The 14695-nt window shown below is 33.8% G+C and carries 11 protein-coding genes and 5 tRNA genes; 6 read left to right on the top strand and 10 right to left on the bottom strand.

The features are described 5' to 3' along the window. Positions 1-8: 8 nt before the first annotated feature. The 3 genes from SUDEN_RS01170 to SUDEN_RS01160 form a co-directional block, all read right to left on the bottom strand. Positions 9-878 carry a hypothetical protein gene (locus tag SUDEN_RS01170; RefSeq protein WP_011371860.1) on the bottom strand — a complete coding sequence of 290 codons (870 nt, stop codon included), beginning with the start codon at positions 876-878 and terminating at the stop codon, positions 9-11. Positions 879-1099: 221 nt separating this feature from the next. Further along, entirely contained in the window at positions 1100-1312 is a 213-nt protein-coding gene (locus SUDEN_RS01165; protein ID WP_041672166.1) for a hypothetical protein, read from the bottom strand. Continuing rightward, the gene (locus SUDEN_RS01160) at positions 1305-1550 is read right to left on the bottom strand and encodes a hypothetical protein (RefSeq protein WP_148153507.1); all 246 of its coding nucleotides are present in this window, start codon (positions 1548-1550) and stop codon (positions 1305-1307) included. Before SUDEN_RS01160 ends, SUDEN_RS01165 begins: the two co-directional genes overlap by 8 nt. 212 nt (positions 1551-1762) lie before the next feature. Here SUDEN_RS01160 and SUDEN_RS01155 point away from each other — a divergent pair, with 212 nt between their 5' ends. Next, a complete protein-coding gene (locus tag SUDEN_RS01155; RefSeq protein WP_011371859.1) occupies positions 1763-2917 on the top strand; it encodes a hypothetical protein in 1155 nt (384 codons plus the stop codon). Between the two features lie 334 nt (positions 2918-3251). On the opposite strand, the gene SUDEN_RS11620 is transcribed toward SUDEN_RS01155, so the two are convergent. The 6 genes from SUDEN_RS11620 to SUDEN_RS01125 form a co-directional block, all read right to left on the bottom strand. Next, positions 3252-3368: a hypothetical protein gene (locus SUDEN_RS11620; protein WP_430742001.1), complete on the bottom strand. Its 117-nt coding sequence runs from the start codon at positions 3366-3368 to the stop codon at positions 3252-3254. Positions 3369-4400: 1032 nt separating this feature from the next. Continuing rightward, positions 4401-4484: transfer RNA gene (locus SUDEN_RS01145), tRNA-Leu, on the bottom strand. Between the two features lie 21 nt (positions 4485-4505). Continuing rightward, positions 4506-4582, bottom strand: a tRNA-Arg gene (locus SUDEN_RS01140). A gap of 15 nt (positions 4583-4597) precedes the next feature. Next, a tRNA-Arg gene (locus SUDEN_RS01135) sits at positions 4598-4674 on the bottom strand. A 42-nt stretch (positions 4675-4716) separates the two neighbouring features. After that, a tRNA-His gene (locus tag SUDEN_RS01130) sits at positions 4717-4793 on the bottom strand. Positions 4794-4816: 23 nt separating this feature from the next. Next, positions 4817-4894, bottom strand: a tRNA-Pro gene (locus tag SUDEN_RS01125). Positions 4895-5065: 171 nt separating this feature from the next. Here SUDEN_RS01125 and SUDEN_RS01120 point away from each other — a divergent pair. From SUDEN_RS01120 to SUDEN_RS01100, 5 genes are all read left to right on the top strand, one after another. Then, the gene (locus SUDEN_RS01120) at positions 5066-6511 is read left to right on the top strand and encodes an alanine/glycine:cation symporter family protein (protein ID WP_011371858.1); all 1446 of its coding nucleotides are present in this window, start codon (positions 5066-5068) and stop codon (positions 6509-6511) included. Beyond that, positions 6508-6783, top strand: coding sequence for a hypothetical protein (locus tag SUDEN_RS01115; protein WP_011371857.1), 276 nt, complete (start codon positions 6508-6510; stop codon positions 6781-6783). The genes SUDEN_RS01120 and SUDEN_RS01115 overlap by 4 nt, the downstream gene beginning before the upstream one ends. 35 nt (positions 6784-6818) lie before the next feature. Beyond that, positions 6819-8438: a diguanylate cyclase gene (locus tag SUDEN_RS01110; RefSeq protein WP_011371856.1), complete on the top strand. Its 1620-nt coding sequence runs from the start codon at positions 6819-6821 to the stop codon at positions 8436-8438. Between the two features lie 176 nt (positions 8439-8614). Continuing rightward, the gene (locus SUDEN_RS10960) at positions 8615-12973 is read left to right on the top strand and encodes a PAS domain S-box protein (protein WP_011371855.1); all 4359 of its coding nucleotides are present in this window, start codon (positions 8615-8617) and stop codon (positions 12971-12973) included. After that, positions 12970-13884 (top strand): GGDEF domain-containing response regulator, encoded by a 915-nt coding sequence (locus SUDEN_RS01100; RefSeq protein ID WP_011371854.1) that lies wholly within the window; start codon positions 12970-12972, stop codon positions 13882-13884. The genes SUDEN_RS10960 and SUDEN_RS01100 overlap by 4 nt, the downstream gene beginning before the upstream one ends. Here SUDEN_RS01100 and SUDEN_RS01095 read toward each other — a convergent pair. Further along, positions 13881-14660: a thiazole synthase gene (locus SUDEN_RS01095; protein WP_011371853.1), complete on the bottom strand. Its 780-nt coding sequence runs from the start codon at positions 14658-14660 to the stop codon at positions 13881-13883. The two genes, SUDEN_RS01100 and SUDEN_RS01095, sit on opposite strands and share 4 nt — an antisense overlap. Between the last annotated feature and the right edge of the window lie 35 nt (positions 14661-14695).

The following is a 14695-nucleotide window of genomic DNA, read 5'->3' as shown; positions in this document are numbered from 1 at the left end:
GATCTGATTTAAAATTCATTCTGAAACTCCTTTCGCAGCTGTTCAAACTTTTCTGGAGTAAGTTCCATATCTTCCATTAGCTCTAACAGTGCCTCTTTGGCTTTTGTATCTTCTTCGCTATCTTTGTTGATGGGGATGAACTCTTTTCCAATTATTCCCAATGATTTTTTGTAGTGTTCAGGAACAAGGCTTGGGTTGTGTTTTAGACATAAGATATAAATAACGCCTCTTAGCAAATGAAAAGTCTCTTTTGTCGGTTTTATATCAAAACATGAAACATATTTGTACAATCTTTCGTAGTCAATCTTATCTCTAAAAACATCAGTATTCATATTTTGTTTGAACTCTTGAGCAGGAATAGCGTTCTTAAAAGTGTGATATTTATAACGAAGTTTTGCCATTGCTTCTTTGACAATTGGTCTATATTTTTTTCTGAAATTGCGTGCGGCAGCATAGCTTGCTTTTTTATCTTTTGTATCAAAGTTAAGCCCCATATATGATCTATCAAGTATGTTTTTGTTGTTATATTTTTCCGATTCTATTATTCCCATATTAACGTTTTTATATTGATTCTTAGTAGCGGTCATAATGCCTTTTTCAAAAGGAGTTTTTCCTTCTTGTTCTGAATCTTGTTTATTTACATAGCATACTTTCCTTTGAACATTATGATATGCTTTTTTAATGAAGTTGTCTTTGTTTTCAGGTGTGTTACCGTGGATGAGATTGATTATTCTTTCAAAAGCATAGTATTCACTTGGATTAAATTCGAGATTTAAGGCCTGCTCACTATAATTGATTATATCATCCTTTATTTCATCAAGAAACATTGCAAGATGCTCCTTTTTTAGTATAAAACTTTCTCTTTTTTCTTTTATCATTTTTTTCTCCTGTTGAGTGTGTTAAGTTTTTACATAAAAAACTGTGTTTGGCTTTTGAATACTCATACGAAGTATTTGTAGAGTGTTTCTAAACGCACTATCGAATTTTTACTATATTTGTGCATTTTTGCGTTTTGGTTTTCGATTTGGTATATCAAAATAATGCCCGTTTTAGGTACATTTAAATTGCTAGAAAATACCAGCGCACTTTTTACTAAATTTCACTCTAACAATATCCATGTTTTAGGTGTGTTTAATAAAAACGCACCTATGTTTTCGAGTGTTAGGTTTTCAAAATATATAAACGCAATAATGATTGATATTTTTACAAGATGATTTTGCCAAGCATACCATTTATCAAGTTGAAAGATTGCTGCTAGAGAGAGCTTTGTTAAAGCAGCAAAATTCTCCTCAATCTTATTTAAATTATTCATGTTTACCTTCCGTATCTTCTAAAAAGTTCAAAATGTCTGCAATTTTGAACAAATAAGAAACCCCTACCTTCCTATATTTAGGAATAATCATAAGCTCTTCTGCACACTTATAGCCTATCTGTGGCAACTGCTTTGAGAGTTTCGAGTATCCGGGTTTTCGCCATATTTTACAAGCTTGTTTTAAAGTAAGATACTCCATACCAAACTCTTTAATATACATTTTTTCTTTCTCTGTCATGTTTTCCTTCTTTTTCAATAAGGCCTTTTGAGTTGCTTTGAATTTCAATTGATAGCCAAATGATATAAAGAATTTTTCCTTTAACTCTTTCTAAAAAATGCAAATTTTCATAAATTTAGACTTTGTTTTTTCAGATAAAAATAACATCTATTTTATAGAACTTAAAAAAGTGATAATATATGTTCCGATTATTTCAATGGATTAGGATTTTTATGAATATTTTTGAAAAAATATACAAAAAAGGATTGGACCGTGATGATGAAACAATAGATGTTCATCAAATCATAAAAATTTATGATACATATCTTACAAAAGATGTTAAAAATTTTCTGAAATTTTTAAGAAGAAAAGATAATTTTTTGTATTTTATGATGGAGATACCCAACAAGATCAACCAGATCCATAACAAGGAATATATAGAATCTAATATTATTGATCCATACTATGATGGAGAATTAAGTGATGAAGATTTATATAAAATTGATATCGAAGTTATGCGTGATATTCTACTTAATTATTATCTATCTGAGGCAAAAGATAGTTTATTGTATTATGAAACTTATGGTGAAATTTTTCCATTCAGTATATATTTTGATGTTTATAGAACTGAATTCCAGGAAGTGGTAAAAAAGAAATATGTAGAACCAATAGTTAGAAATTTATATCCTTTGTCTGAAAACTTAAAAGATGATACTGAATTTAATGAAGATGATATGTTAAAAAGTTTTTATATTAATGTAACAAACAATAGTTTTACTGCAGCTGTTATGAGGTTTGAAGAGATAATCATGCCTAAGTGTTTAGAAATACTAGGGCCACAATATAAACGAAATTTCATTAAATATTCAAATGATGCAATAATAAATGTTAAACATTGGAATATTTTATTTTTCGACTACAGTGAAAATAATAAATTTAATAATCAAAAATATTTATCAGAAACAAATATAAAATGGATTCCAGTCTTAGATAGATCTGATATTAATTTTGATCAGTTTTATGGAAAATTTCTGGCAAAATCGCTAGAGCAATATATATTTGGATATGCCATTAAACATACAATAGGAACTAGCAGTAATTTAAAATTAATATTGGAAAATAATTTCTATTTTATCTCAGAATTTGCGCCAATCATGAACTATATATCTTCAATAGTTAAATTAGGAAGTCAAATTAACTATTTATTTATCAAAATTCTGAGCATGAATTGCAATTTAACTGATATAGAAACAACTTTTATTGTCAATACATTAGAAATATCAACTAAAACAAAAGATAAACAGAAGCTAAAAATAAAAACTTATAAAAATATTGAAAAAGAATTACCATTCATCGATAGCAATTATGCTAAATTTAGATGGACATAAAATTTATATCAACCCATCCTTTTGCATTCGTTCTTGCAATGCTATAAGTATATACGCATTCACAGTGCCGCCGATGACTTTAAAATCTCCTCATATTTTTGCAAACCCATCAAATCAAAGGGTTTGTCCGATACAAAAGTGATTAGCATATCACTTCCGACAATTGCCACTCTGTTAAAAGCACTATAAAATCCACCTGAATCAATAATAGTTAGCTTATCTTTATAGTCTTTTTCAATGTATTGTGCAGTTCACCAGCGTTGCTTATTTGCATTATCTTTAAAGGCTCTAATCCAACAGACTCTCTAATCTGATTTGTCTGTGTCAAAGATTGTTATGTGTCCAAATCTAGAATCGTAATCGGAAGCAATTTTGAAAAATGCGCTCCTATATTCCAAGCAATCGTTGATTTTCCGACACCACCTTTTTGATGCGATATAGTTAGTATCATATATACTCTTTAAATATTTATTTTACATGTAAAGTATATTTCTTATATCTTTTTGTCAATTATCATATCAAATATTTTTTGTAAAACAGAGTAGATTCCAGAGTGAGGAGGGAGAAAGAACTGCATGAAGGGCTGAGAAGTAGCCTAAAATTTGGGCATACCTCTCCGCTTTCGATTTTATATATTTTGCAAACATAATACAAAATGTTATAATTCCATCGTTTCGATCGGTCGGTCGTTCCGCCTCTTCACCTTTTTCACGCTCGGCAAGAGCATACTATCAACTGTCGGTTGTGCTGTACAGTCTGTTCCATGCCAAATATGTCAGAGTTTTGGTTTAGGTCTAGTATGAGAAGGTGATGAGAGCATAGTATCATCCACAGCGCCACTATCTGCGTGTAGTCGATCACCCTTTCAGTTTCCCTATAAAAACCTATTGTTTAATGTGGTAATAACGTACTACTTGCAAAGCTTAATCTACTGCAATAGTACTTCCACTGGGTGTCAGCCGTAACTGTATCAATTTCTACTTTTTTTTCAATATTTGGGTACTGTTTTGCGTGCATTAACTATGATGGCTTACAAACAGAATATTTACTTCACCAGACGCTTGATAATACGCCTTTCAATTTTTTGAACAATAAAATTTATGTGAGTGAGGAACAGGTACCAAGTGCTCCAGTTGAATTACTCAACGGGAAGCCAAATATGACTTCCTTCACTTTGGGAGTGAAAAACACTTGGTACCCCGTTGAATAATTTGAACGGAGCAATCATAGTTGAAAATAGAGAGTTTGTTAATAAAGCAAAAGCGATTATCATAGTGCTTCATTTCTTTGCAAATAAATTCAAATATTTGCAATTTATTAAGCAATGTAAGACAAATGGCTTTTTTTGCTTAAAAATAAAATTAGTAATAAATATTTATAAAATATGAAGAGTATGGCTTGTAGTAAAAATGTAGTAAAAAATGAGTTTTGGAGATTTCTTAAAGTAAAAGTAAAATCGTTTGAAAGTACCTATTTTAGGTAATGGTGCGGATGAGAGGACTTGAACCTCCACACCTTACGGCACTAGATCCTAAGTCTAGCGTGTCTGCCATTTCACCACATCCGCACATGGTAGTTAAAAAATTAGTGGTACGCCCTACACGATTCGAACGTGTGACCGATGCCTTAGAAGGGCATTGCTCTATCCAGCTGAGCTAAGGACGCATACATTTATAAAAATGGTGCGCCCGATAGGATTCGAACCTATAACCGTCGGATCCGAAGTCCGAAACTCTATCCAGTTGAGCCACGAACGCCACAAAATTTATTATTATTAAGTTTTTTTTATTTTATTTCTATGGGGTGGGATGCGGGGCTCGAACCCGTGACCCCCGGCACCACAAACCAGTGCTCTAACCAACTGAGCTAATCCCACCATGTTGTTTTATAAAATAAAAGTGGTCGGGGTGAAAGGACTCGAACCTTCGGCCCCTTGGTCCCAAACCAAGTACTCTAACCATACTGAGCTACACCCCGACCTGCGCATTAAAACAGCCTCGCAGCTGATTAATGAGGCGAAATTATAGTCAATAACTATTAAAATGTCAATAGTATTTTTAGATATTTACAAACTTTTCTCTTACATGTACAAAAAGAGATTAAGATTAGTTTGTTACAATAATGATGATTTGGTTTAAAAGGTGAATTATGGGTGAATTTTTCAGTGGTGTCAACTCTTTTTTGGAGGCCGCTCTATTTTTTGACATTTTATTTGGAATGGTAGAGGGCGTTAAACTCCCATTTTTAGTTGTTTGGTTAATTTCAGGCGGAATTTATCTTACATTATTGACAAAATTTATAAATTTGAGAATGTTTAAACACTCTTTTGACATCCTAAGAGGCAAATACCGCACAGTTGATGATGTTGGAGAAATCTCCTCATTTGGAGCCTTAACAACAGCTCTTAGTGCTACTGTTGGGCTTGGCAATATCGCTGGTGTTGCCTTGGCAGTTGCTCTTGGAGGACCAGGGGCAACTTTTTGGATGATAGTTGCTGGTTTTTTAGGCATGAGCCTTAAGTTTACAGAAGTAACCCTCTCTTTGCAACATAGAGTTTTCTTAAAAGATGGAACTGTAATGGGTGGTGCGATGGAGTATCTCTCAAGAGGTTTGGCAGAAAAAGGGTATGCAAAATTTGGCAAAATTTTATCACTTATTTTTGCTGTTTTTATGATTGGTGGGGCTATTGGAGGCGGAAATGTATTTCAAGTCTCTCAAGCACTTGGGGTAGTATCTCAAGAGGTAGAGTTTTTTGATAAATTTCCAATTATTTTTGGCATCTTAATAGCTGTTTTTGTGGGTTTTGTAATTATTGGTGGAGTTACAAGGATAGCAAAAATTACGGAATTTCTTGTTCCAATTATGGCTATTATTTACGTTAGTGCTTCTTTGTGGATTTTAGCGTACCACTTTGAAAAAATAGATGACGCCATTAGTATCATATTTCATGAAGCTTTCTCAACTAGTGCTCTATATGGAGGGGTTGCTGGATCTATTGTACATGGTTTTCAAAGAGCAGTATTCTCAAGTGAAGCTGGAATTGGCTCCTCCCCCGTTGCACATGCTCCAGTTAAGACAAAATATCCAGTAAGACAGGGTCTTGTTGCACTTTATGAGCCTTTTATAGACACAATAGTAATCTGCACAATGACAGCACTTGTTATTGTTATAACTGGAGTTTATGAACATGATGGCGCATATATGGCTCTTATTGAGGCTAAAGAGGGTGCCGCCCTTACAAGTGCAGCTTATGGTACTGTCATAAGCTGGTTTCCTATTATTTTATCCATAAGCATAACGCTATTTGCTTTTTCAACTATTATTGCATGGGCTTATTACGGTGAGCGTGCATGGGTTTATCTTTTTGGTTCAACATACTCTATAATCTATAAATTAAGCTTCTTGCTTCTTATAATTATAGGAACAGTTGTAAATACGGCTGTTCTTGTTGACTTTAGCTTTATGCTATTTCTTACTATGTCTCTGCCAAATATACTGGGACTTTTTATTTTAAGTAAAGATGTAAAGAGAGCACTTGAAGAGTATTTAGTAAAATTAAAGAGTGGCGAGCTTGATAGGGAGGCTATTAGATGAGTGAAACAAAAGAGAGATGTATAGAGCTTTTAACAAACAACAGTATCAATCTTGACTCTGAAATCGACTTTAATGTAAACTCAGAGATTTATGTTCTCTCTTTCGCATTTATAGTAGAGAGCTTCATGCAGGCTTCAGAAGAGTCACAATTGGCTTTTTTAGCAGCTTTAGAAAAAGCCTTGTTAAGTAAAGAGGATGGGGCAGAAAAATTTTTTGAAAGTATGGGACAACTTTTGCTGATGACACATCTATCTAAAGAGATTATTGTTTAAGAAGAAATAATTAATATATTTGCTAGAATTGAGAGATGATAAAATTTAACAAATATGCGTTAATTGGTACTATTTTTATACTCTCTTTGTTTAGCTCTTTTTATTTTATAGATGTTTTTAGTGAAAAAAATATGGAGCTCCAAAAACAGATTCTTATAAAACAAGCTCAAACGCATTTTAAAGACCAAGTAAACACTAGGGTGTGGAATGCAAGCTATGGTGGAGTTTATGCAATACCTAAAGAGGGTCAAAAACCTAATCCTTACCTAAGAGACAATATTTTAAAAGTTGATGAAAATCTTACGCTTATAAAAATAAATCCTGCGTGGATGTCTAGACAGTTATCTGAAATCTCAAATATAGATGGTTTTCATTTTCGTATTACAAGTCTTAAGCTCATCAACCCAGACAACAAAGCAACTCCTTTTGAAGAGAGAGCACTCAAGTATTTTGATGAGACAAATGAAAAAGAGTATTATGAGATAGATAAAGAGTCTAATTTTAACTACATGGGAGCACTCATTACAACTGAGTATTGTCTTCCTTGCCATAAACATCAAGGTTATTCACTCGGTGATGTTAGAGGTGGAATAAGTGTTAGTTTAGACTCTAAGGAGTATTTTGAGGTAACTTCATCTATAAAAACTAGCATAATTCTCTTAAAAATATTTGTAGTTATTTTCTTATTTACTATATTTTCACTCATATTCAAGCAATTAAGATATAACCAACAACTCCAAACTGAAGTAAAACGTAGAACAAAAGAGATAGAATCTACCAAACATCTCTTGCAAGAAATCATTGACACAGACTCTAGTTTTATAGTGCTTACAGATGACAAAGAGATCATTTACGCTAATGAGACTATACTTAATTTTACTGGTTATCACTCTATAGAAGAGTTTAAAAAAAATAATGAATACATATTTGATGTGTTTGAAAAAATAGAAGATAATAGCAACTTCATGCAAACATGTAACGATGGTATCCACTGGATAGAGTACCTTATAAAAGAGCAAAATAGTAAAAACTTAAAAGTTTGCATAAAAAAAGATGGTAAATACAGATATTTTAAACCCTATGCAAAAGAGATAAAAACAGATGATAAAGTGCTCTATCTAATAACATTTGATGAAATTACAAATGAGTATGTCAAAATAAAAGAGTTAGAGCATATGGCTTCTACAGATGCTCTAACAAAACTCTTTAACAGAACTAAACTAAATGATGTTTTAGAAAAAGAGATGGCACTCTCACGTACTGTTCCATCGCCACTCTCTGTAATATTTTTAGATATAGATTATTTTAAAGCGGTAAATGACACATACGGTCATGATGCTGGTGACAGAGTACTCATAAACATAGCAAATATTATAACCTCGTCCATTCGTGCAGGGGATATAGCTGCTAGATGGGGTGGAGAAGAATTTATGATTATACTACAAGCAACACCTGTCTCTGAAGCTTCTGTGCTTGGTGAAAAACTAAGAGCTAGAGTAGAGGGGCATCTTTTTGAGACGGTTGGCAAGATTACTATATCTCTTGGTGTTACGGAGTATATAAACGCTGAGAGTGAAGAGTCGTTTATAAAAAGAGTCGATGAAGCACTCTATGAGGCTAAAGAGAGAGGCAGAAACAAAATCATTATTAAATAGAAATTAAAGAGCAAATACTAAGTAAAGAGTGTGCTGTAGGGAACTTTTTTTGAAGATATGAAGCGATTAGTACTTAAGAGATATCTCTGAAAAAAAGATTGAGTTGCCATGAATTTATAGCTAATTTAATTGTTTACATTGTATGATAAACATAACATGTAAATAAGGTGACGGCTTTGAAAAAAACATTTATTATCATCTCTTTTCTTTTTACCTCTCTTTATGCTCATGAGAGCGTAAAATTTGGTGTTTTTGCCTACAAGGGCGTGGAACAAACCCGCAAACAGTATGAGCCTCTTGTTAAAGCACTCAATGAAAAGCTCGATAAAAAAATTATCTTAGAGGTTTTAACACAACAAGAGATTAATGAAAAAATTAGCAAAAAAGAGCTTGATATTGTTACAACAAATCCTACGCACTTTTTAAGCATAAGAGACAAATATGCGCTTAGCGGCGCTATTGCTACACTAAATGGCTACGACAAAGGAGTCATAACAAATAAACTTGCAGGCGTTATCATTGTCAGACCAGAGAGTGAAATAAAAAATCTCAAAGATATAAAAAACAAAATAATAGCAGCACCAAGCAAGTCTCACATGGGCGGCTATAGAGCGCAAGCTTATGAGCTCTTTCTTGCAGGCGTTGATATCTCTAAAAAAAGCAAAAAAATCATTGAGATGAAAGGCTCGCATCAAGAGGTTGTTAAAGCTGTTTTGACAGGTGTAATTGATGTCGGTTTTATAAGAGATGGCATTTTAGAAGAGATGATATATAAAAAAGAGATAAGTGAGGGAGATATAAGAGTTGTAAATGAGCAAAAGGGTGTTGATTATCCTTATAAAATCTCAACAAAGCTCTACCCCGAGTGGCCTGTTTTTTCTTTGCCGCATTTAGAAGAGGAGATTGTAAAAGATTTTATAGCAGCTCTTTTTTCACTCAAGCCTAACGATGAGATGAAAAAAAATGGTATCTATAACTACACTCTTCCTGCTGATTATCTTCAAGTTGAGGAGCTATCTCGCACTCTTAGGCTTCCTCCGTTTGACAAAGCTATAGATGTGACTTTTATGGATATTTTAAATAGTCATAAAATAGAGCTAATCATAATTTTTATCTCTTTGCTTTTAGGGCTGTTTTATCATTTAAGAGAGAGAAGGAGAAAAAACTTTATCTCCTCTCTTCTCTCAAACATAGGAGAGGGGGTTTATGGGATAGACAACAATGGCAACTGTACTTGGATAAACAAAAAAGCTCTTAATATGCTAGGCTACAGTGAAAAAGAGATTTTACATAAAAACCAACATGATATTTTTCACTCTCATAAACCATCACGTGAGAAGTACAATGCAGATGAGTGCCCGATAAATCTAACTTCCAAAGATAAAGTAACAAGAACCTTAAATGAGCATTTTATAAAAAAGGATGGTTCTCTTCTTCCCATAATCTTAACAGTAACGTCCATAGACGAGGGTGGTGCCATAGTTGTCTTTAGAGATATAAGCAACTCTATAGCAAAAGAGCAAGCGCTAAAGAGAAGTGAGAGAGAGCTTAGGCTTGAAAAACAGAGGTTAGACGCCATCATTCAGGGGACAAATGTCGGTACTGGAGAGTGGAATATTCAAACAGGCGATACCATTTTTAATGAGAGATGGGCAGAAATTATTGGCTATACGCTAGATGAGATATCTCCTACCTCCATAGATACATGGGAGAAGTTTTCACATCCAGATGATTTTATTGCTACGAAAAAGCTTTTAGAAGAGCATCTTGATGGAAAAACTGAATATTTTGAATCTGAAATGCGAATGAAGCATAAAAATGGACACTGGGTTTGGGTAGTAGATAGAGCAAAAGTTTTTGAGTGGGATAAAGATGGCAAACCAGTTCTTATGTCAGGAACGCATCAAGATATAACAGAGAGAAAGCTAGCACAGGAAAAAATTGAGCATATAAACAATCAACTTGAATCCCTTTTAGAGTCTATTCCAGATCTTATTTGGATGAAAGATGTAAATGGCGTTTATATTACATGTAACAAACGATTTGAAGATTTTTTTGGGGCATCATTAGATGAGATAAAGGGCAAAACTGACTATGACTTTGTATCAAAAGAACTGGCAGATTTTTTTAGAGAACATGACAAAAAAGCGATGCATAGCAATGTTCCACTAACAAATTTTGAGGAGATTACCTTTGCGGTAGATTCGCATAAAGAGTTTCTTCAAACAACTAAAACAGCAGTAAGAGGCAGAAATGGGGAGATACTTGGTATCCTTGGAATTGGTAGAGATTTGAGTGAGCTTAAAAGAAGTGAGCAGAAGTTAAGAGATAGTAAAGAGCTCTTAGACCTCTTTTTTAAACAATCTATGCATGGATTTTTCTTTATGATGCTTGATGAGCCTATAGAGTGGAATGACTCCATAGACAAAGAAAAAACACTTGATTATGTATTTGAGCATCAAAGAGTAACAAAGATAAATGAAGCGATGCTTGAGCAGTACAAAGCAAAAGAGGAGGAGTTTTTAGGTTTTACACCAACAGATTTTTTCAAACACAACATAGAAGAGGGACGCGACATTTGGAGAGAGTTGTTTAGTAGAGGTATTTATCATGTAAATACAAATGAGCAGAAATTTGATGGTACTCCTATGGTTATTGATGGAGACTATATCTGCTTGTACAACAGCGAGGGCAAAATTACTGGTCATTTTGGAGTACAAAGAGAGATAACGCAAGATATTAGAGATAAAGAAGCTCTTCAAGAGGCGAAGGAAGAGGCGGAGAGAGCGAACAATTCAAAGAGTGAATTTTTAGCAAATATGAGCCATGAGATAAGAACACCTATGAATGCAATCATAGGATTTAGCGAGATTTTACTTGAGAGTGATTTGGATGAAAAACAACTACATCAGTTACATAAGATTAACAGCTCTTCAAAAATGCTTCTCTCTATCATTAATGACATTTTGGATTTTTCAAAGATAGAGGCGAACAGACTTGAAATTGAGCATAGAGAGTTTAACCTAGAGAGTATTCTCTCTAAAATAAAGATGTTATTTAAACAAACTGCTCTAGATAAAGGGTTGGAGTTCTACTGTAATGTAGAAGAAGGCGTACCTAGTATGGTGGTAGCTGATGAGCTTAGAATTACTCAAGTCCTAATCAATCTTTTGGGAAATGCTATCAAATTTACAAAAGAGGGTGCAGTAAAGGTAGATTTAAAAATAAGTAAAAAAGATGAAAAGAGTGCAACTCTGCTCTTTAGCGTAATTGACAGCGGTATTGGTATAAGTCAAAACCAGATAGAAAAACTCTTTAAGCCATTCTCTCAAGCGGATGACTCTATAACACGAAGATACGGCGGTAGCGGTCTTGGACTCTCTATCTCCTCAAGATTAGTATCTGCTATGGGAGGAGAGATAGATGTCAAGAGCAAAGAGGGTGTCGGTTCTACTTTTAGTTTTGAGATAATAGTTGGTGTAAACTCTTGGAGCCAAAATAGTCTTAAGCTGGAAAATATGGACATCTCCAAAGATGCATCAAAACTTTTAAAATATCCTGATTTTAGCAATGTTAAACTCCTTTTAGTTGAGGATAATGAGATAAATCAGGAGATAACCACTGAGATACTAAAAAAAGTAAAAATAACTCCAGATCTAGCAAATAATGGCAAAGAAGCGGTGGATATTTTTGTTGCAAAACCAAACTATTATGACATCATACTTATGGATATTCAAATGCCTATTATGAGTGGTTATGAAGCTACCAAAATCATACGTGAACATGATAAAGAGATTCCTATTATCGCACTGACCGCAGCGGCGATGATTGAAGATAGACATAAAACTTTAGATGCTGGAATGAATGACCACCTCTCAAAACCAATTGATAGCAATGAGATGTTCTCAAGCATTGCCAAATGGCTTGATATTGATTTCACAATAAAACAAAAATCTTCTAATACCAAAGTTAAAGATAGTGCTGTTTTAGATTTAGAGTATGCGATAAATGAACTAAATCTAAACAGTGATATTCTTCATAAGATATTATCGAAGTTTTATGAAGAGTTAGAGAGTGATTTTGCCTCTCTTGTAGAGCTATTACATGTAGAAGACAAATCAGCCAAATCCTTGATACATGCGCTAAAAGGGGTTAGTTCAAATATAGGTGCAAAAGAGTTGGCTTCTATTGCAACATATATAGACACCCAACTAAAAAAGGCTCAAGCGATTAAGCCAGAGGATATAGCACTCTTAAAAGAGGCGATTGAGAGAGTCAAAGAGAAGATAGTCTCATATTTAAGAGAAAATCCTCTTCAAGAAGATGAGATGAGGGAAGAGGATTTTAAAAATCTTTATCTTGAGGTTTCGCAAGATATTAAAAATGGAACAATGGTAGAATTTCAAAATCAACAACTTCTGTTTAATTTACTTAAAACAAAAGTAAATAGACATGAACTTGAACTATGGATGAGAGAGATGGATAACTTTGATTACGACAAAGCTTACAATATTATGAAAGAGTGGCAATTATGATGATTGACGGCTACATACCAACAATTTTAATTGTTGATGACAAAGCTACAAATATAGCAATACTCTCTGATTTACTAAAAGATGATTATAAAATAAAAGTAGCAAACAGCGGACAAAGAGCGCTTAGTTTGGTGCGAGAAAAAGAGAAACCAGATCTTATCTTACTAGATATAGAGATGCCTCAAATGAGTGGTTATGATGTTTGTAAAGCGTTAAAATCATCAGCAGAGACGATAGATATTCCTATAATATTTGTAACTGCTAAAAACAGCTCTGAAGATGAAGAGTATGGGTTAAACCTTGGAGCGATTGATTATATTAAAAAGCCTTTCCACTCTGGCATCATAAAAATTAGAATAAAAAATCATCTCACCCTGAAGCTAAAAAGTAAAAAACTCGAAGAGTTATCGATGTGCGATAGCTTAACTGGTATCTCAAATAGAAGATATTTTGATGAGATTTTAGAACAAAAATATAGAGAGATTATAAGAGAGCCAAAAAATCTCTCTATTATCATGATAGATATAGACTACTTCAAACTCTATAACGATAACTATGGTCATTGGATGGGTGATGAGTGCCTTACAAAAGTTGCTATTGCTCTTAAAAAAGCTATTAAACGCCCAACAGATGTTCTTGCACGATATGGCGGAGAGGAGTTTGTTGTTTTGTTAAAAGGTGTAGATAAAGATGGCGCTAAGCAAGTAGCACAGTCATTAATAGATAGTATCTCAAATTTAAACTTAGCACACAACTTCTCTCCTGTATCTAAAATTGTAACTATTAGTGCTGGAGTTGCTATAAAAGAGGTTGATGAAGATATATCCAAAGAAGATTTAATAAAGAAAGCAGATGCTGAACTCTACCGCGCAAAAAATAGCGGTAGAAATAAGTTTTGTGCAGGATTTTAAAACTGTATCATCCCATTTATCGGTGAAGATGCTGTAGCGTACGGACGTTTTTGGATTCTTCCAGAGAGATAACTCATACGTCCAGCAATTACCGCATGTTTCATAGCTTCTGCCATCATCATAGGATTTTGTGCCCCAGCAATAGCTGTATTTGTTAAAACTCCATCAGCTCCAAGCTCCATAGCATAAGCAGCGTCACTCGCACACCCTATTCCAGCATCTACTATAACGGGCAGGTTTACCGCTTCACGTATAAATACTATATTGTAAGGATTTTGGATTCCTAAACCGCTTCCAATTGGTGCTGCAAGAGGCATGATAGCATGAGCACCAGCATCTTCGAGACGTTTAGCCATGATTGGATCATCTGAAGTGTAAGCCATAATTATAAAGCCCTCTTTTGAGAGAATTTGACAAGCTTTGATGGTCTCTATTACATCTGGGTAGAGAGTTTTTTGAGTATCGCCAATAACTTCAAGTTTTATCAAATCGATTCCCGTTGCCTCACGAGTAAGACGAAAAGTTGTAATCGCTTCCTCAGCAGTAACGCATCCTGCTGAATTTGGTAAAAACTTTACATTTGTACCCTTAAACGTATCACGCAGATTTTCTTTGTTAGGATCTGTGATATTTAAGCGGCGAACTGCAACTGTAATAAGTTCACTCCCGCTTGCAAGTGTTGCTTCTTTTGTGGTTTGAAAATCTTTATATTTTCCACTTCCAACGATAAGGCGAGAGCCTAACTCATATTTTCCGATTTTTAATAAATTTTGCATTATCTATTTTCCTAATTTTTTTGAATTCTTATAAC

The sequence above is a fragment of the Sulfurimonas denitrificans DSM 1251 genome (assembly GCF_000012965.1).
Lineage (GTDB): Bacteria > Campylobacterota > Campylobacteria > Campylobacterales > Sulfurimonadaceae > Sulfurimonas > Sulfurimonas denitrificans.
Note: the sequence above shows the minus strand (reverse complement) of the source record. Positions and strands in the feature narration are given on the sequence as shown.